General features: G+C 71.3%; 18 protein-coding genes. 10 read left to right on the forward strand and 8 right to left on the reverse strand.

The genetic code is table 11. The features are described from left to right. The first annotated feature begins 55 nt into the window (after window positions 1–55). Together ABZS42_RS26365 and ABZS42_RS26370 are read left to right on the forward strand one after the other, a co-directional pair. A complete protein-coding gene (locus ABZS42_RS26365; protein ID WP_355149649.1) occupies window positions 56–514 on the forward strand; it encodes a carboxymuconolactone decarboxylase family protein in 459 nt (152 codons plus the stop codon). A gap of 268 nt (window positions 515–782) precedes the next feature. Continuing rightward, the gene (locus ABZS42_RS26370; protein ID WP_355149651.1) at window positions 783–1,523 is read left to right on the forward strand and encodes an SDR family oxidoreductase; all 741 of its coding nucleotides are present in this window, start codon (window positions 783–785) and stop codon (window positions 1,521–1,523) included. A 284-nt stretch (window positions 1,524–1,807) separates the two neighbouring features. On the opposite strand, the gene ABZS42_RS26375 is transcribed toward ABZS42_RS26370, so the two are convergent. Both ABZS42_RS26375 and ABZS42_RS26380 read right to left on the reverse strand, forming a co-directional pair. Beyond that, a complete protein-coding gene (locus ABZS42_RS26375; protein WP_355149653.1) occupies window positions 1,808–3,406 on the reverse strand; it encodes a beta-N-acetylhexosaminidase in 1,599 nt (532 codons plus the stop codon). A gap of 102 nt (window positions 3,407–3,508) precedes the next feature. Continuing rightward, on the reverse strand, window positions 3,509–4,258 hold the full coding sequence (locus tag ABZS42_RS26380; protein WP_355149655.1) for a class I SAM-dependent methyltransferase: 750 nt from the start codon (window positions 4,256–4,258) through the stop codon (window positions 3,509–3,511). A 192-nt stretch (window positions 4,259–4,450) separates the two neighbouring features. On the opposite strand from ABZS42_RS26380, the gene ABZS42_RS26385 reads away from it, so the two are divergent. Further along, a complete protein-coding gene (locus ABZS42_RS26385; protein WP_355149657.1) occupies window positions 4,451–5,866 on the forward strand; it encodes an OFA family MFS transporter in 1,416 nt (471 codons plus the stop codon). Then, a complete protein-coding gene (locus tag ABZS42_RS26390) occupies window positions 5,863–5,988 on the forward strand; it encodes a hypothetical protein (RefSeq protein WP_355149659.1) in 126 nt (41 codons plus the stop codon). The genes ABZS42_RS26385 and ABZS42_RS26390 overlap by 4 nt, the downstream gene beginning before the upstream one ends. A 57-nt stretch (window positions 5,989–6,045) precedes the next feature. Here ABZS42_RS26390 and ABZS42_RS26395 read toward each other — a convergent pair whose 3' ends face one another. Next, complete coding sequence (locus ABZS42_RS26395; protein ID WP_355149661.1) at window positions 6,046–6,774, reverse strand: SDR family oxidoreductase; 729 nt, start codon at window positions 6,772–6,774, stop codon at window positions 6,046–6,048. 74 nt (window positions 6,775–6,848) lie between these two features. On the opposite strand from ABZS42_RS26395, the gene ABZS42_RS26400 reads away from it, so the two are divergent. Together ABZS42_RS26400 and ABZS42_RS26405 are read left to right on the forward strand one after the other, a co-directional pair. Beyond that, entirely contained in the window at window positions 6,849–7,682 is an 834-nt protein-coding gene (locus tag ABZS42_RS26400) for a patatin-like phospholipase family protein (protein ID WP_355149663.1), read from the forward strand. A 182-nt stretch (window positions 7,683–7,864) separates the two neighbouring features. Further along, the gene (locus ABZS42_RS26405) at window positions 7,865–8,587 is read left to right on the forward strand and encodes a hypothetical protein (protein WP_355149711.1); all 723 of its coding nucleotides are present in this window, start codon (window positions 7,865–7,867) and stop codon (window positions 8,585–8,587) included. Between the two features lie 126 nt (window positions 8,588–8,713). Here ABZS42_RS26405 and ABZS42_RS26410 read toward each other — a convergent pair whose 3' ends face one another. The 3 genes from ABZS42_RS26410 to ABZS42_RS26420 all read right to left on the reverse strand — a co-directional run bounded on the left by ABZS42_RS26410 (window position 8,714) and on the right by ABZS42_RS26420 (window position 12,269). Then, window positions 8,714–9,751: a nitronate monooxygenase gene (locus ABZS42_RS26410; protein WP_355149665.1), complete on the reverse strand. Its 1,038-nt coding sequence runs from the start codon at window positions 9,749–9,751 to the stop codon at window positions 8,714–8,716. A gap of 88 nt (window positions 9,752–9,839) precedes the next feature. After that, entirely contained in the window at window positions 9,840–10,838 is a 999-nt protein-coding gene (gene cydB / locus ABZS42_RS26415; RefSeq protein ID WP_355149667.1) for a cytochrome d ubiquinol oxidase subunit II, read from the reverse strand. Window positions 10,839–10,853: 15 nt separating this feature from the next. Further along, window positions 10,854–12,269 carry a cytochrome ubiquinol oxidase subunit I gene (locus tag ABZS42_RS26420; protein ID WP_355149669.1) on the reverse strand — a complete coding sequence of 472 codons (1,416 nt, stop codon included), beginning with the start codon at window positions 12,267–12,269 and terminating at the stop codon, window positions 10,854–10,856. Window positions 12,270–12,508: 239 nt separating this feature from the next. On the opposite strand from ABZS42_RS26420, the gene ABZS42_RS26425 reads away from it, so the two are divergent. The 3 genes from ABZS42_RS26425 (at window position 12,509) to ABZS42_RS26435 (ending at window position 14,984) form a co-directional block, all read left to right on the forward strand. Beyond that, window positions 12,509–13,285, forward strand: a complete 777-nt coding sequence (locus ABZS42_RS26425; RefSeq protein WP_355149671.1) for a lysophospholipid acyltransferase family protein — start codon at window positions 12,509–12,511, stop codon at window positions 13,283–13,285. A 94-nt stretch (window positions 13,286–13,379) separates the two neighbouring features. Further along, window positions 13,380–13,964: a helix-turn-helix domain-containing protein gene (locus ABZS42_RS26430; protein ID WP_355149673.1), complete on the forward strand. Its 585-nt coding sequence runs from the start codon at window positions 13,380–13,382 to the stop codon at window positions 13,962–13,964. A gap of 60 nt (window positions 13,965–14,024) precedes the next feature. After that, window positions 14,025–14,984 carry an SDR family NAD(P)-dependent oxidoreductase gene (locus ABZS42_RS26435; protein ID WP_355149675.1) on the forward strand — a complete coding sequence of 320 codons (960 nt, stop codon included), beginning with the start codon at window positions 14,025–14,027 and terminating at the stop codon, window positions 14,982–14,984. A gap of 57 nt (window positions 14,985–15,041) precedes the next feature. On the opposite strand, the gene ABZS42_RS26440 is transcribed toward ABZS42_RS26435, so the two are convergent. Together ABZS42_RS26440 and ABZS42_RS26445 are read right to left on the reverse strand one after the other, a co-directional pair. Then, entirely contained in the window at window positions 15,042–15,413 is a 372-nt protein-coding gene (locus ABZS42_RS26440; protein ID WP_355149677.1) for a DUF4180 domain-containing protein, read from the reverse strand. Further along, a complete protein-coding gene (locus ABZS42_RS26445) occupies window positions 15,406–15,861 on the reverse strand; it encodes a helix-turn-helix domain-containing protein (RefSeq protein WP_355149679.1) in 456 nt (151 codons plus the stop codon). The genes ABZS42_RS26440 and ABZS42_RS26445 overlap by 8 nt, the downstream gene beginning before the upstream one ends. A gap of 100 nt (window positions 15,862–15,961) precedes the next feature. Between ABZS42_RS26445 and ABZS42_RS26450 the strand changes: the two genes are divergently transcribed. Next, entirely contained in the window at window positions 15,962–16,720 is a 759-nt protein-coding gene (locus ABZS42_RS26450) for a glycerophosphodiester phosphodiesterase (protein WP_355149681.1), read from the forward strand. Window positions 16,721–16,731: the final 11 nt, after the last annotated feature.

Consider the following 16,731-nt stretch of genomic DNA (forward strand, 5'->3'; position numbering starts at 1 on the left):
GCCACGGCGCGCCCGGAGGGCGTGGCGTGGACTACACGAACGGATCGAAGGAACCATGACTGAAGTTCAGCGGGTCAACATCGGCGAGCAGCACCCGGCGCCCTACAAGGCCCTCATCGCCCTGTCGTCGGAGGTGGATGCGGCCGCTGCCGCGGCGGGCCTCGACCCGCTCCTGGTCGAGCTGCTGCGGATTCGCGCCTCGCAGATCAACGGCTGTGCGTTCTGCCTGCGCATGCACACGCGCGATGCCCTCAAGAAGGGCGAGAGCCCCGATCGGATCGCGGTGCTGCCGGCGTGGGCGGAGACCGGCTACTTCTCCGAGACCGACCGGGCCGCGCTGCGCCTGACCGAGGCGATCACGCTCGTGTCGGACGGGCATGTCAGCGACGAGGAGTTCAGTGCGGCTGCGGCCGTACTGACCGCGGAGCAGATCTCGGCGGTCGCTTGGCTGGCAACCGTGATGAACGCCTTCAACCGGGTTTCGATCACCAGCCGGTACCAGGTCGGTAACTGACCTCGACTGTGGCGGCGGCGGTGTCGCGGGCCGCCGAGCCGCACCCGTCGCGAAGGTGGTGGTGGATCAGTCGGGCAGCTTGTGCGGGCTGCCCGACTGGCACATTCGTGTACGCGCGTGGGGGCTCTCGCCCCGGCCGGCGGTGATTCGGCCGGGGCGTGAGTGGGAAGAATGGACGGATGCACCGCCACACGTACGTCGTGACGACCGAGCCCGCGGACGGTTGGAGCATCGTCGCCAGCCGGAACCCACCTGTGGCGGCTGAGGCATGAGCAGCGCACCCTCGTTCGTTGTCACGGGTGCGAGTGGAGGCGTCGGCAGCGCGATCGCGCAACACCTCTCCTCGTTCGCTCACGTCGTCAACCTCGACCCGGCTCCCGCCCGCAGCGCGAACCCTCGCGTGCATCACGTCGAAGGCGACGCGGGCGATCGCGCCGCCGCCGCGGCGGCGGCGCGGGTCGCGGAGCAGCATGGTCGGTTGAGCGGCTGGGTCAACAACGCCGCGGTCTTTTGCGACGCAGGCCTTGCCACGGCGACGGCGGAGCAGATCAGCGCGCTCATCGCGCTCAACCTCAACCTCGCCGTCGTCGGGTGCCACGTCGCCGTTGGGCACTTCCTCTCGCATGCACGGCCCGGCTCGATCGTGAACGTTTCCTCGCATCAGGCGCAGCGCCCGGTGCGGGGCGCTCTGCCCTACGCCACAGCGAAGGCCGCCGTCGAAGGACTCACCCGAGCGGCCGCCGTCGACCACGGCCCACAGGGCATTCGGGTCAACGCCGTTGCCCTGGGTTCGATCACGACGGACCGGTACGAGGAGTACCGGCATGAGCATCCCGGAACCGAGCAGCAGATGGCCGACTTGCACCCACTCGGGCACGTCGGTCGACCCCTCGATGTCGCACGTGCCATCGCGTTCCTGCTCTCCGCGGAATCAGCCTTCGTCACCGGCACCGTCCTGCCCGTCGATGGCGGTAGGGCCGCCCTCGGCCTCGACCCGGAGAGCACCTAGGGTCGGTAACCGCCGAGGCTGTGCCAGCTTCTGGTCGGAGTGCACGTCCCGAGTCGCCACGACCGCATCCACCCGGCTCATCGACGGGCCCGGCTACCGGAGCGTGTGGGAGCAGGTGCCTTGCTCCGCCGACTTCGACCGGCCGTACCCGGTGGATTTCCCGCCGGAGGCGCCGCCCGTCGGCACGCTGACCGTGCGGACGGGCGGGCCGGACCGCAGCCCGAGACGGGCGGCCCCGGCCCATCGGCCAGGGACCGCCCGCGGTCGGTGCTGGCAGGTGCGGGTCAGAGCCAGGGCACCTGCGGGGACGGGTAGTAGTCGACGCCCTGAAGCCGCCAGCGCGGTGCCTGCGCGCCGAGTCGGGTGCGGAACGACTCCCAGTCGTGGCTCGCGGCCGTGGACCAGCCGAGTTCGGCGATCGCGGGTAGCCGCGGGAAGGCCATGTACTCGATGTCGTCGAGGGTGCGCAGGGTTTCCGACCACAGTGGTGCTTCGACGCCGAGGACGGCGTCTTCACCGACGCCGGTGACCCGCTGGGCGGGGTTCCAGTCGTACGCGTCGCGTACCTCGATGTAGCCGGCCCAGGAGAGGCCGAGTGGGGTGTTTCGGTCGTACTTCATGTCGAGGTAGGTCTTGTTGGCCGGTGACATGACGACCTTGTTGCCGCGGGCGACGGCCTCGGCGAGGTCGGTGTTGGTGGTGCCGGTGCCCCAGAACTGGGCGACGACGTCGGTGGCCGGGTCGACCTGCATGATCTCGTTCCAGCCGAAGGCGTGTTTGCCGTACTTGCTGACCAGGGGCAGGACCCGTCGCATGAAGGTGGTGTAGTCCTCGTCGGTGGTGGCGTGGGCTTCGTCGCCGCCGATGTGCAGGTACGGGCCGGGGGTGATCTCGGCGAGTTCGCGGATGACGTCTTCGATGAACTGGTAGGTGAGTTCGTCGTCGACGCACAGGGAGCTGTAGCCGACGGCGGTGTCGGTACGTGGCGGCGGTGCGACGCCGTCGCAGTTGAGTTCGGCGTAGGTGGACTGGGCGGCGTTGGTGTGGCCGGGCATGTCGATCTCGGGGACGATCGTGATGTGGCGCTCGGCGGCGTAGGCGGTCACGGCCTTGTAGTCGGCTTTGGTGAGGTAGCCGGGGCCGGCGCCGTCGACGCCGGTGCCGGGGCCGCCGCCGACGGTGGTGAGTCGCGGCCAGGAGTCGATCTGGATGCGCCAGCCCTGGTCGTCGGTCAGGTGCAGGTGCAGGTAGTTGATTTTGTACTGGCTGAGCAGGTCGAGGTAGGCCTTGATCTCGGGGACGGTGTGGAAGTGCCGGGCGAGGTCGAGCATGGCGCCGCGGTAGGCGAAGCGCGGGTGGTCGGTGATGCTTCCGCCGGGTATGGACCAGGTGGTGCGTTGCCGTTGGGATGCCTCGATCTGGGCGGGCAGCAGCTGACGCAGTGTCTGGGTTCCGGCGAAGAGGCCGGCGGAGGTGTTGGCGCGGATGGTTACGCCGCGGCGGGTGACGTCGAGCTGGTAGCCCTCCTGTCCGAGGCGTGCGTCGGCGCCGCCGATGAGCAGGGCGATCTCGGGTAGGGGTGTGGTGGGGGCGGGTAGGACCGGTAGTGGGTAGCCGGTGGCGGGGCGCAGGATGTCGGCGAGTTGTCTGCCGACCTGGCGGGCCGGGGCCGAGTGCGGTGAGGTGCGGATGACGGTCAGCGGGCTGAGGGTGAAGGTGGCCCGGGGGTCGGGACGGGTTTCGGCGGGGGCGGGGATCACGTCGGTGAGCTGGCGGGCGGGGGTCTCGGCCGGTGTGGCGGTTGCGGGGGTCGCGGGGAGGGTGAGGGGTAGGGCGAGTGCGGTCGCGGCGAGGAGCCGGGTGATGGTGTGGCGGTGGCGCACGGACACCTCCTGGTGCTCTTTCTGATCGGTGGTTGTCGATCAGTTCCGCACGCTACCCGGGTCGCCGTCGTACTGTAAACGTTCCTTATCGGCGGGTGACGGTCATTCGGGGTCGGTCGGCCGGGGTCGGCGGGCCAGCACCAGGCTGGTGCGTAGCCGCAGGACGATGCCGCCGCCGAAGCCGTCCACGAGGGAACGGACGGCGGTGAGGGCCCGTTCCTGCTGGTCGGCCTGGTGGTGGCGGAACAGGCCGAAGGTGCGCACCAGGTCCAGGTAGCGGTCGGTGGACAGGGTGAGGTCCCGGTCGACGGTCTCGGCGCGTACGTCGGTGAACCGGCCGCTGGTGGTGACGTCGAGTTGGAACCAGCCGGCCGGGCGGTTCTGCACGTCGGGGTCGACGGCGCGCAGCGCCGTGTCGATGGCTCGCGACTGCGCGGGGTCGGCGTAGCCGTACTTGTGGGCGAAGATCGCGAGCGTGCCGCCGGGGGTGAGGGCGTCGTGGGCATGCTGGTTGCGGGCGGCGGGGTCGAGCCAGTGCCAGGCCAGGGCCGCGACGATCATCGGTACGCCACCGGGAGGTGGTGTCCACTGTTCGAACGTCTGGGTGTGGACGGTGACGTCGGGCAGGTTGGCGGTGAGTCGGGCGGCCATCCGGGGGTCGGGTTCGAGGCAGGTGATCGGCGCGCCGAGGGTTTGCAGCAGGCGGGTGGCCTTGCCGGTGCCGGCGCCGATCTCGACGATCTGTTCCGGGATGGTGCCGTGGTAGTCGCCGATGGCTTCGGCGATGCGGTCGGGGTAGCCGGGGCGTACGTCGTCGTAGGTGTCGGCGACGTCACCGAAGAGCGTCCTCACGCCGTCATCGTGGCACGGCTTCGGTCGGGGTGAAACGGACGCGCAGTGAGGGTGGCGGTGGGACTGTCGCCGGTGGGTGTCGACCGTTCGGCTCACCGCAGCGACCGTCCGGCGATGATCGGCTTTCCCGTGGACGGTCGTCGGGTGGATGAAGGGAGGGAATCCGAAAATCTTCCGAAGGGACGCCGCGGCATGCTTTCCGCACTTGATCGTCGGCACACCGTCGCGCCGCCGGGTTACAGCCGTTGGCTGATACCACCGGCGGCGCTCGCGATCCATCTCTGTATCGGGCAGGTCTACGCGACGAGCGTGTACAAGAACTCGCTCATCGCGCACTTCGACACCGGCCAGACGGCGATCGGTGTCATCTTCAGCATCGCCATCGTGATGCTGGGGCTGTCGGCCGCGGTGGCGGGCACGTGGGTGGAGGCGAACGGGCCACGCAAGGCGATGTTCGTGTCGGCGTGTTTCTGGGCGGCCGGCTTCCTGGTCGGTGCGGTGGGTATCGCGACGCGGCAGTTGTGGCTGCTGTATCTGGGGTACGGGCTGCTGGGCGGCATCGGGCTGGGCATCGGTTACATCTCCCCCGTCTCCACGCTGATCAAGTGGTTCCCGGACCGGCCCGGACTGGCGACCGGCTTGGCGATCATGGGGTTCGGTGGCGGGGCGATGGTGGCCTCTCCCCTGTCGCGCCAGTTGCTGTCGTTCTACGACGGCGGGTACGACCCGTCGAACGCGGGCTCGACGGCGTCCGGGAGCGCGCTGGTGTGGTTGTTCGTCACGCTGGGCGTCGGCTACTTCCTGATCATGATGTTCGGGGTGTTCAACGTGCGGGTGCCGGCGCCGGGCTGGCGTCCGGCCGGGTTCGATCCGGCTCGGGTGGCGGCGAAGCCGCTGGTGACCACGGCGAACGTGTCGGCGGCGAACGCGGTGAGGACCCGGTCGTTCTGGCTGCTGTGGGTGGTGTTGTTCTGCAACGTGACCGCCGGCATCGGGATCCTCGAACAGGCCAGCCCGATGATCCAGGACTTCTTCCGCGAGGGCGGGGTCTCGTCGGTGTCGGTGGCCGCGGCGGGTGGCTTCGTGGGTCTGCTGTCGCTGTTCAACATGGCGGGCCGGTTCGTGTGGTCGTCGACGTCGGACGTGATCGGTCGCCGGCCGATCTACCTGCTGTACCTGGGTGTGGGCATGGTGCTGTACGCGCTGCTGTCGGTGGTGGGGCACGCGGCGACGGCGTTGTTCGTGCTGCTGGCGTGCGTGATCCTGTCCTTCTACGGCGGCGGGTTCTCCACCGTGCCGGCATACCTGCGGGACCTGTTCGGCACCTTCCAGGTGGGCGCGATCCACGGCCGGCTGCTGACCGCGTGGTCGGCGGCGGGGATCGCCGGTCCGCTGATCGTCAACGGGTTCCTCGACGCGCAGGGCGAGCCGGGCACGTTGACGGCCGCGGCGTACCGGCCGGCGCTGTTCACGATGGTCGGGGTGCTGGCCGTGGGGTTCATCGCCAACCTGCTGGTCCGGCCGGTGCCGCAACGCTTCCACGAACCCCCGACGGCCGGTCCGGAGCCGGACACCGAGACGATGGCGGAGAGGAGCGGCACGCGATGAACGAGGTCGGCCCGCGCGGGCAGCAGGCCCGGTTGTGGATTTCCTGGTTGGTGGTGTCGGTGCTGCTCGGCTACGGGGTGGCGCAGACGGCGATCACGGCGGCGAAGTTGTTCACGAGTTGACCGTACGGGCGGTCCGGGGCTTCAGGTCCCGGGCCGTCCGCGTGGCGGTGGGCGAGCTCAGAGGCCGCCGGCGACCCGCAGCACCGTGCCGGTGGTGTAGGACGCCTCGGGGCCGAGCAGCCAGGCGATGGCGGTGGCGACCTCGTCGGGTTCGCCGGCCCGGCCCAGTGGGATGCGACTGGCGGCGCGGTCGGCGCGGTCGGGTACGCCGGACACGGCGTGGATGTCGGTGCGGATGATGCCGGGGGCGACACCGTTGACGCGAATTCCGCGGGCGGCGAGTTCCTTGGCCAACCCGAGGGTGAGGGTGTCGGTGGCGGCCTTGACCGCCGCGTAGTGGATGTATTCGTTGGGGCTGCCGAGGGTGGCCGCGGCGGAGGAGACGTTGACGATGGCGGCGCCGGCGTTCATCCGGCGGGCCGCCTGCTGGGCGCAGAGCACGTAGCCGATCAGGTTGACGTCGACGACGCGCCGCAGGTCGGCGGGGTCGAGGTCGACGAAGGGGCCGATCGGGCTGGTCACGCCGGCGTTGTTGACCAGTCCGGTGATCTCGCCGAGTTCGGCTGCGGCGTCGAACAGGGCGGTGACCTGGTCGGGGTCGGTGGTGTCGGCGGGCACGGCGACGCCTCGACGGCCGGCAGCCTGGATGTCGGCGACGACGGACGCCGCGGCGTCGTGGTCGCGCCGGTAGGCGAAGGTGATGTCGTGGCCGGTGCCGGCGAGCCGGCGAGCGGTGGCGGCGCCGATACCGCGGCTGCCGCCGGTGATGACAGTGACCGGTCTCAACGTTTCTCCCCTGCCGTGCTGGTGCGCTCGACGTTACCGTGACCGGCACGCGCCGGTTGGGAGGGGATGATCACATGACGCGGGCGTTGGTGTTGGGCGGCGGCGGTGTGACCGGGGTGGCCTGGGAGTGGGGGCTGCTGGCCGGGCTGGCGCAGCACGGTGTGTCGCTGGCCGAGGCGGATCTCGTGGTGGGTACGTCGGCGGGTTCGGTGGTGGGCGCGCAGCTGCGCTCTGGCCGGCCGGTGCAGGAGTCGTACGCGGCGCAGCTTCAGCCGTCGCGGGGTGAGGTGGCGGCGCGGTTCGGCCCGGTGGCGGTGCTGCGGCTGACGTGGGCGGGTGCCCGTACCCGCGACGCGGTGCGGGCGCGGGTACGGATCGGGACGATGGCGTTGGCCGCGCGTACCCCGTCGGAGCAGTCGCGGCGAGCGGTGATCGCGGCGCGGTTGCCGCAGCGGGAGTGGCCGCGCCGCCGGCTGCTGGTGACGGCGGTGGACGCCCACTCGGGTGAGTTCGTGGTCTTCGACGCCGACTCCGGGGTGTCGCTGGTGGACGCGGTGGGTGCGAGTTGCGCGGTGCCCGGGGTGTGGCCGCCGGTGACGATCGGCGACCGGCGGTACGTCGACGGTGGGATGCGTTCGCCGGTGAACGCGGATCTGGCGGCCGGCGCGCGGCGGGTGGTGGTGCTGGCGCCGACGACGGCGGCGTTCGGGCCGATGCCGCGCCTGGCGGCGCAGGTGGCGGCGCTGCGGGCGCAGGGGGCGCGGGTGGTCGTGGTGTCGCCGGACGCGGCGGCGCGGGCGGCGATCGGGCGTAACGTGCTGGATCCGGCGCGCCGGGCCGGGGCTGCGCGGGCCGGTCGGGCGCAGGCGAACGTGGTCGCCGGCGAGGTGGCCGCAGTCTGGGGGTGATCGTCCAGGCTTCGGTGCCGCGGTGCGGCGGGGTACCGGCCGACGACCCGGCTCCACGATGGTCCACAGTGGAGGAAGCTTGGGCGGGGCGGGTGGACCGCGGTGGGTGGTCCGCCGTCAGCGCTGTCACAGCCGACTGGTATCAAGACATGAATCAAACAGGTGTACGGGAGAGGTTGCTGATGGGTGCCGCTGGCCAGGGGTTGTCCGAAGACGACGTGCGCACCTTCCGGGAGGCGTTGGCCGCGGGCCGCAAGCCGAAGGTGGTGTTCACCGCCGCGGCGGGGCAGATCGCCGGACAGATCGGTCAGGTGGTGGAGCTGACCGATCCGGCCGAGTCCGACGAGTTCGTCGTCGTCCGGTTCGGGCGTGACGAGCTGCCCTTCTCCCCCGCCGACGTGGCGGTGGCGCCGAGAGGCGCGGGGCGTAAGGCGGCGGAGCCGCAGCCGGAGCCGCACCCGGAGCCGGTCGCGGCACCGGCGGAGCCGGAGTTCGTTCTGGACCAGGTGCCGGCGTCGCGACCGGCGCCGCGTGAGGAGTCGAAGGTGGAGACGGTCGAGGCGGCCAAGCCGGCACGCCGGGCGGCGAAGGTGACGAAGCCGAAGGGTCCGGCCGGGTTGACCGTGACGCTGGCCTACGCCGACGGCGAGTGGACCGTCGCGGCGCAGCAGGGCAGCAAGGCGCTGGCGAAGCCGTACGTGGTGAAGCCGGCGGAGGCGTTGCGGATGGTGGCGCTGGTCGACGTGCCGGGTGTGCACGAGGCGGTGGAGCAGATCCTCTCGGCCGAGCGGGCCGAGGCGGAGCAGCAGGCGGAGAAGCTGCGCGCCGAGCTGGCGGAGATCGAGTCCCGACTGGCGGAGCTGCGCGAGGCGGGCACCGAGCAGGGCGCGGACGCGACGCGCTGACCCGCGTGCCCGCGAGGCGCGTGTCGCGAACGGCTGATCGGCTCGGCTCGCCTGAGACGCGGGAACATCCCCCGCCATCGGGCAAGCCGAGTCGATCAGGTGGGTGGCCGGCGTGGGCCGGGGCGATCAGAGGGCGGCGGTCAACCCCTCGACCACGGTCGCGGCGGAGCCGGTACGCGCGTGCCGGTAGCCGGTGCCGGCCCACAGATGCACCCGGTCCGGGTGCCCGGCCGCGGCGGCCGCCGCGCGCATGCCACGGGTCAGGTGGTGCAGCTCGGGATAGCCGAGCGGCGCGGCCGGTTCGTACCGGTCGATGAACGTGTTGCGTAGTCCCCGGGCGGGCCGGCCGGTGAAGGCGCGGGTGACGACGGTGGTGGTGCGCGCCGGGTCGGCCAGGGCGTCGCGGTGGGTCCGGTTCGTGCCGCTCTCGTCGGTGCGTAGCAGCAGGGTGCCCACCACCACGGCGGTGGCGCCCACCGCGATCAGGTCCCGCACGTCGTCCGGGCCGGCCACCCCACCGGCGGCGAGGACCGGTAGGCCGGTGGCCGCCACCACCTCGTGGACCAGCGGACGGGTGGACGCCGGCGACGCCGGCCGGCGGGGGTCGTGGACACCGCTGTGCCCGCCGGCCTCGGTGCCCTGCGCGATGAGCCCGTCGACGCCGAGGTCGCGGGCGGTGAGCGCCTCGGCCACCGAGGTGACGCTGACCAGCGTCCGCGTGCCGGCGCGGCGCAGGGCGGCGAGCGCCGCCGCGTCGGGCAGCCCGAACGTGAAGCTGACCACCGGCACCGGATGCCGCACCAGCAGGTCGATCTTGTCGGACCAGTGGTCGTCGTCGTGGGTCAGCGGCGCGCCGGCCAGGTCGAGGCCGTACGGCTCGCCCTCGGCGGCGATCCGCCGGGCGTATGCGCGGAAGGTGGTCTCGTCGATGTCGGGCGGCCCGGGCACGAACAGGTTCACGCCGAACGGCGTGCCGGTGGCCGCCAGGCCGGTCAGGTCGGCGGCGACCGCCTCGGCGCTGCGATAGCCGGCGGGCAGGAAGCCGAAGCCACCGGCCGCGGTGACGGCCCGGACCAGCGCCGGGGTGCTGGCTCCCCCGGCCATCGGGGCGCCGACGACCGGCGTCGCGCTGCCAAGCAGACGCGTCCATGGCTCACCTGTCACCGGCTCACCCTAGGGCGTGTCAAAGTCCCCGGCCGGATGAACCGCCGGCCCGCCCCGGGGAACGGGCGGGCCGGCGGTGGTCAGGTGGTCAGTGCTGCGGGATGTGCGCCACGCCGATGCGCTTGCGGAACACCCAGTACGTCCAGCCCTGGTAGGCGAGCACGATCGGGGTGAACACCACCGCGATCCAGCCCATGATCTTCAGGGTGTACGGGGTGGAGGCGGCGTTGGTGGCGGTCAGCGTGCCGGCCGCGTCCAGCGTCGAGGGCAGCACGTTGGGGAACAGCGCCGCGAACAGGGTCGCCATGGCCAGGCCGATCGCCGCCGCGGTGCCGGCGAACGCCCAGCCCTCCCGCCGTGCGCGGGCCGCGGCGACAGCGCCGAGCAGGGCGAACGCCGCGGCGGCGGCGAGCGCGACGGCGAGCGTGCTGGAGCGGATGCCCAGGGTCCAGGCCAGGAACACCACCGCCAGCACGATGGTCACGGCGCCCACGCGTACCGCGAGCTTCCCGGCACGCTCGCGGACCTCGCCCACCGTCTTCAGCGCGATGAACACCGCGCCGTGGGTGAGGAAGAGCGCGGCGGTGGTCACGCCGCCCAGCAGGGCGTACGGGCTGAGCAGGTCGAGCAGGCCACCCACGTACTCGTGCTGGGCGTCGAGCGGTACGCCGCGCAGGATGTTGGCGAACGCCACGCCCCACAGCACGGCCGGCACCAGTGAGCCGAAGAAGATGGCCGCGTCCCAGCGGCGCTTCCAGGACGGCTCGGGGCGCTTGTGCCGGAACTCGAAGGCGACGCCGCGTGCGATCAGGGCCAGCAGGATCAGCAGCAGCGGCAGGTAGAAGCCGGAGAACATCGTGGCGTACCACTCGGGGAAGGCGGCGAACATGGCGCCGCCGGCGGTGATCAGCCAGACCTCGTTGCCGTCCCAGACCGGCCCGATGGTGTTGATCAGGACGCGGCGTTCCCGGTCGTCGCGGCCGAGGATGGGCAGCAGCATGCCGACGCCGAAGTCGAAGCCCTCCAGGATGAAGTAGCCGGTGAAGAGCACGGCGATGAGCAGGAACCAGATGGTCGTGAGTTCCACGGTGCGCTCCGCTGGTCAGTAGGCGAACGCGAGCGGTCGCTCGGCGTCGTCGTGACTGTCGTCGATCTCGGGCTGTTCGGTGAGGTCGGGGACGCCGGCCTTGGCGTAGCGGACCAGCAGTCTGAACTCGACCACGGCGAGGGTGGCGTAGATCAGGGTGAACGCGGTGAACGAGGTGAGCACCTCGGTCAGCGACACGCTTCGGGACACCCCGTTGCGGGTGAGCATCTCGCCGAAAACGATCCACGGCTGGCGGCCCATCTCGGTGAAGATCCAGCCGAAGGAGCTCGCGAGCAGCGGCAGCACCGGCATGACCAGGCCGGCGCGTAGCAGCCACTTGCTGCTCGGGGTGCGGCCCTTGCGGTGGGTCCAGAGCACCAGCAGGGCGATCGCGGCGGCCGCCATCCCGAAGGCGATCATGAAGCGGAAGCTCCAGTAGGTGACCGGGATGATCGGGGCGTAGTTGCCCGCGCCGTACTGGCTGGCGTACTGGGCCTGCAGGTCGTCGATGCCGTGCACGGTGCCGTTGAGGTGGCCGGTGCCGAGGTACGACAGCAGGTACGGAATCTTGATGGCGAACACTTCCCGGCTGCCGTCGAGGCTGCCGACGGTGAGTACGGAGAACGAGGCGGGGCTCTCGGTGTTGTAGAGGCCCTCGGCGGCGGCCATCTTCATCGGCTGCACCTGCGTCATGATCTTGCCTTGGATGTCGCCGGTGATCAGCACGGCGCCGGCGGCGAGCAGGGTGACCCAGGAGCCGAACTTGGCGGCGAACCGGTAGGTGGGGATGTCTGCCGAGCTCCGGTTGCGGATCAGGTGCCACAGGGCCACGGCGACCAGCAGCGAGCCGGCCACCAGGAACGCGCCGGCGATGGTGTGCGGGAAGGTGACCAGGGCGACCTTGTTGGTGAGCAGCGCGACGAAGTCGGTGAGTTCGGCCCGGCCGGTGTCGGGGTTGATCCGGTAGCCGACCGGGTTCTGCATGAACGAGTTCGCGGCGAGGATGAAGTACGCGGACAGGTTGCTGCCGATCGCCGCGGCCCAGATGCTGGCCAGGTGCAGGCGCTTCGGCAGCCGGTCCCAGCCGAAGATCCACAGTCCGAGGAAGGTGGATTCGAGGAAGAAGGCGACCAGCGCCTCGATGGCGAGGGGGGCGCCGAAGACGTCGCCGACGAACCGCGAGTAGTCGCTCCAGTTCATGCCGAACTGGAACTCCTGCACGAGGCCGGTGACCACACCCATCGCGAAGTTGATCAGGAAGAGCTTGCCGTAGAACTTCGTGAGCTTGAGGTAGCGCTCGTTGCCGGTGCGGACCCACAGCGTCTGGAGGATGGCGACCAGCACGGACAGGCCGATCGTCAACGGCACGAAGAGGAAGTGGTAGACGGTGGTGACACCGAACTGCCAGCGGGCGACGTCCAACGCGTCCACCTGGAACCCCCAGCTGTTGATACTACGTGACGTAGTAAATACTACTTCCCGTCGTAGAGAAATTCGCGTCGACCCGGGCTCCGAATCGTCACGTAACCGATGACCCTGATCACGTCAGGCCGCCCGCCCCGGATGCCCGCAGGGCCGGCCGGGTCGGCGGGGACGACCGCGTCGCCTCCGGGGTGACAATCCGACCGCTGTGTCACCACCACCGCGGCACGTGGGAGCATTCACCGCTGATGGACATCGCCCGCGCCGCCTGGCAGCCACCCGCGATCTGGCGTACCGCCCAGCTGCTCGCCCGTGGCATCGTCGCTCCCCTGGCCCGGCTCGAGGTCAGCGGAGAGGTCCCCGAGGAGCTGCGCCGCGGCCCGCTGGTCCTCGCCGCCAACCACATCAGCCCGTTCGACCCGATCGTGCTCACCGCCGCCTGCCAGGTCAGGAACGTCGCCCCCCGGATCATGGCCACCGGTGGGCTGTTCCGCGCACCGGTGATCGGCGCCCTGATGCGGCGCGCCGGACACATCCGCGTCGACCGGGGCACGGCCGCCGTCGGCCGGGCGCTCGACGACGCCGCCGCGGCGGTCGCCGCCGGCTCCGTGGTGCTGGTCTATCCGGAGGGGCGCATCGGCCTGGACCCCGGCATGTGGCCCGAGCGGGGCAAGACCGGCGCGGCCCGGCTCGCGTTCGCCTGCGGCGCGCCGGTGATACCGGTGGCCCAGTGGGGCTCGCACGAGGTGATGCCGTACCGGACCCCGAAAGGACTGCTGCGCGGGCTCATCCAGGCCCTGCTGCGCCGCCCGGTGATCCGGGTGCACTTCGGTGCGCCCGTCGACCTCGCCGGCCTGACCCCCGAGACGCCCGGCGCGGCCCGCCGCGCCACCGACCGGATCATCGACGCGATCACCGACGCCCTGGTGCCGCTGCGTCCCGACGAGCCCGAACGGCCCCGGCACGTCGACCCGGGGCGGCCCGCCGACACCAGCCGCTCGCACCGCCGCCGCCCACCGGCCTGACCGCCGCGCCCGAGGTCGCCACCGTCACCCTCCAGCAGGCCGCGACAGCCTGACGCATTAGACAACGTTCGGGAATCTGTCTAGACTGTCTAACGTGAGCGACGTGGACGTGGAGCACGACGACCCCAAGCGCATCGCCGTGCTCAAGGCGGCGGTGCGCGTGTTCGGCCGCTACGGATTCCAGAAGACCTCGATGGAGGCGGTCGCCAAAGCGGCCGGCATCTCCCGCCCGGGGCTCTACCTGCTCTTCCCCAACAAGGAGCAGCTCTACCGCGCCGCGATGCGGGGCGTCATGGAGCGCGCCCAGCGGGCCATGGAGTCGGCTTTCGCCGACGAGACGCTGAGCTTCGACGAGCGGATCGTCGCGGGGTTGGACGCGCTGATGGGCCAGTACATCGACACGCAGCTGGCTCGGGACCTCAGCGATCTCCTGGAGAACAGCGGACCCCAATTGGGCTCGATGTTCCACGATTACCAGGAGCGGGCCCGAGCGACACTCAGCGCCCACATCGAGGCTCTCGCCCCACCCGGCCTGCTCGACGGTGACCTGCACGCTCACGACGTGATGGACCTGCTATTCGCAGCCGCGCTCACCTGGAAGTCGGCCTCGGCCACTCGCGACGAGTTCCGCGGCCGGATCCGCCGGGCCGTCGGACTGATCCGCCGCGCCGCGCCCTGACGTCCACGGCCAGCCGAACTCACCTCTCACCCGCCACCCCTGCACCCCGGGAGTTCCGAAATGTCACGTTTTACTACCCGTTACTCCGCCCAGTCGACGGCCGCCGAAGTGATCGCCGGCGTGGACCTGACTGGTAAGCGCGCCGTGGTCACCGGCGGCTCGTCCGGCATCGGCCTGGAGACCGCCCGCGCGCTGACCGGGGCCGGCGCCGAGGTGACGCTGGCCGTGCGCGACACCGCCGCCGGCGAGCGTGCCGCGGCAGACATCACGGTGGGCGCGGGGCGCGGCCGGGTCCAGGTCGGTCGCCTCGACCTGGCCGACCGCACCTCCATCGACGCCTTCGTCGCCGGCTGGACAGGGCCGCTGCACATCCTGGTAAACAACGCCGGGGTCATGGCCATGCCAGAGCTGACCCGGACAGCGCAGGGCTGGGAGACCCAATTCGCGGTCAACCACCTCGGTCACGCCGCGCTGACCCTGGGTCTGCACGACGCGCTCGCCGCCGCGCGAGGCGCCCGGATCGTCGTCGTCAGCTCCTCGGCCCACCAGCAGTCCCCGGTCGTCTTCGACGACATCCACTTCACCTCCCGGCCATACGAGGCCTGGTCGGCGTACGGCCAGTCGAAGACCGCCGCCATCCTGTTCACCGTCGCCCTGGCCAGGAAGTGGGCCGCCGACGGCATCACCGCCAATGCTCTGCACCCGGGCGGCATCATGACCAACCTTCAGCGGCACCTCGACGACGCGCAACTGCGCTTCGTGGGCGCGGTGGACGAGCAGGGCAACCGCCTGGAGCTCCCGCCGGGCTGGAAGACACCGCAGCAGGGTGCGGCCACCTCCGTCCTGCTGGCCGCCTCCCCCGAGGTTGACGGAGTGACCGGACGATACTTCGAGGACGGCAACGAGGCCGTGGTGATCGGCGGGCAACCCGACGGCAGGACCGGTGTGCTCCCGTACGCTTTGAACGAGAAGGACGCCGACCGCCTCTGGGACGAGACCCTCCGGCTCCTGCGACGCTGAGCGCGATCGCGCTCGACAGGCTGGCTCGGCCGGTCTGTCGAGCGCGATCGCCGAGGATCAGGCGCGGGTGGCCAGCCGGGCGTCGAGCGCTGCCAGATCGGGCACGAACCAGACGTGATCGTGCCGGTTGGACTCGGCCACCAGGGCCCGCAGCGCCCCGCTGGCCGCGAGATGCTCGGAGATGTCACCGACCACCACCAGCCGCAGCCGGTAGTTGACGAACTTCTGCATGACCTCCCCGGCGAAGCGGGTGCCCAGGGTGAAGAAGCTCGGGTCGAGCCGGCCGGCCGGCAGGGCCACCACCTCGGCGCCGCCGAAGGACGCGTTGCCGATCAGGTCGAGGGCCGTTTCGATGGTGGCCACCGGCGGACCGGCGGCGTCGCAGACCAGGACGGACACCCCGCCCCGCTGTTGCAGCACGTCAGGCATCGCCGGGCCCTCCGGACAGCAGGTTGTCGCCACCGTCGAGCACGGTGTCGATCAGGCGCAGCAGGTCGGCGGTGGTGGCGGCGTCGCCCAGGATCACGATCTTCATTCGGTGGCGTTCCTCGTCGTGGATGGTCTGCACGCGCAGCGGGCGTGCCGGGTCGTGGTGGGTGTTGACGCCGGCCAGCACGAGCGTGCCCAGCCGGTCGGCCGCCGTCCGGTCGACGCCGTCGACCTGCACGATGCTCGACACCTCCAGCCCCGGCGGTCCGGCGGGCGGCGCGGACGCGGGTCGACCGGTCAGCGTGTCGAGGTCGGCACGGGCGATCCGGTACTGCTTGCCGATCCGCGTCGCCCGCAGCCGGCCGGCGCGGATGTAGCCGCGCACTGTGCGTACGTGCAGCCCGAGCAGCTCCGCCACCTGCTCGACCGAGTACATGTCATTACTCATCGCACCCAATATTAGACACGGCAGGGGACGATAGGGAAGTTCGTTGCGGCGACGCCAACCGGTCACCCCGGGGCCACCCAGGCCCGGCATACTGCCGGTCGTGCACCCCTACCTGGACGCGCCCGCACCGCTGGCGTTCGCGCACCGCGGTGGCGCGGCCGACGGCGACGAGAACACCGCGGAAGCGTTCGCCCGCGCCATCGCCCTCGGTTACGGGTACGTGGAGACCGACGTGCACGCCACCGCCGACGGGGTGAGCGTCGTCTTCCACGACCCCACGCTGCGCCGCGTCACCGGCGAGCCGGGGCGCATCGCCGACCTGCGTTGGGCCGACCTCGCCTCGGTACGCGTCGGCGGCGCCGCCGTCGTACCCCGCCTGGACGAGGTGCTCGGCGCCTGGCCGCAGGTCCGGTTCAACATCGACGTAAAGGCCGACCGCGGCGTCGGGCCGGCCGTCGACACGGTCACCCGGACCGGGGCCGGCGACCGGGTACTGCTCGCCTCGTTCAGCGACGCCCGACTGACCCGGCTGCGCGCCCTGGCCGGGCCGAAGGTCGCCACCAGCCTCGGCATGCGCGGGGTGGCCCGACTGCGGATGGCCTCGCTGCACGGGCGACCGCTGCGGCTGCCCCCGTCCGTGGTCGCGGCCCAGGTCCCCGTCCGGTACGGCCGCATCCCCGTGACCGACCGGCGGTTCCTCGCGTACTGCCACCGGCTCGGGTTGCAGGTGCACGTCTGGACCATCGATGAACCCGCCGAGATGCACGGCTTACTTGATCTTGGTGTTGATGGCATCATGACCGATCACGTCGGCGAGCTGCGCGACGTCTACCGCAGCCGCGGCCACTGGGCCGCCTGACCAGGCGAGAG

This window comes from Micromonospora sp. NPDC005367, assembly GCF_040606825.1.
GTDB lineage: Bacteria > Actinomycetota > Actinomycetes > Mycobacteriales > Micromonosporaceae > Micromonospora.

Excerpts from the sequence above, each read along its gene's own strand:
- ABZS42_RS26390 (WP_355149659.1), top strand. The coding sequence starts at position 5,863 with ATGAACGAGGTCGGCCCGCGCGGGCAGCAGGCCCGGTTGTGGATTTCC.
- ABZS42_RS26400 (WP_355149663.1), top strand. The coding sequence starts at position 6,849 with ATGACGCGGGCGTTGGTGTTGGGCGGCGGCGGTGTGACCGGGGTGGCC.
- ABZS42_RS26405 (WP_355149711.1), top strand. The coding sequence starts at position 7,865 with ATGGGTGCCGCTGGCCAGGGGTTGTCCGAAGACGACGTGCGCACCTTC.
- ABZS42_RS26435 (WP_355149675.1), top strand. The coding sequence starts at position 14,025 with ATGTCACGTTTTACTACCCGTTACTCCGCCCAGTCGACGGCCGCCGAA.
- ABZS42_RS26425 (WP_355149671.1), top strand. The coding sequence starts at position 12,509 with ATGGACATCGCCCGCGCCGCCTGGCAGCCACCCGCGATCTGGCGTACC.
- ABZS42_RS26385 (WP_355149657.1), top strand. The coding sequence starts at position 4,451 with ATGCTTTCCGCACTTGATCGTCGGCACACCGTCGCGCCGCCGGGTTAC.
- ABZS42_RS26365 (WP_355149649.1), top strand. The coding sequence starts at position 56 with ATGACTGAAGTTCAGCGGGTCAACATCGGCGAGCAGCACCCGGCGCCC.
- ABZS42_RS26445 (WP_355149679.1), bottom strand. The coding sequence starts at position 15,861 with ATGAGTAATGACATGTACTCGGTCGAGCAGGTGGCGGAGCTGCTCGGG.
- ABZS42_RS26370 (WP_355149651.1), top strand. The coding sequence starts at position 783 with ATGAGCAGCGCACCCTCGTTCGTTGTCACGGGTGCGAGTGGAGGCGTC.
- ABZS42_RS26440 (WP_355149677.1), bottom strand. The coding sequence starts at position 15,413 with ATGCCTGACGTGCTGCAACAGCGGGGCGGGGTGTCCGTCCTGGTCTGC.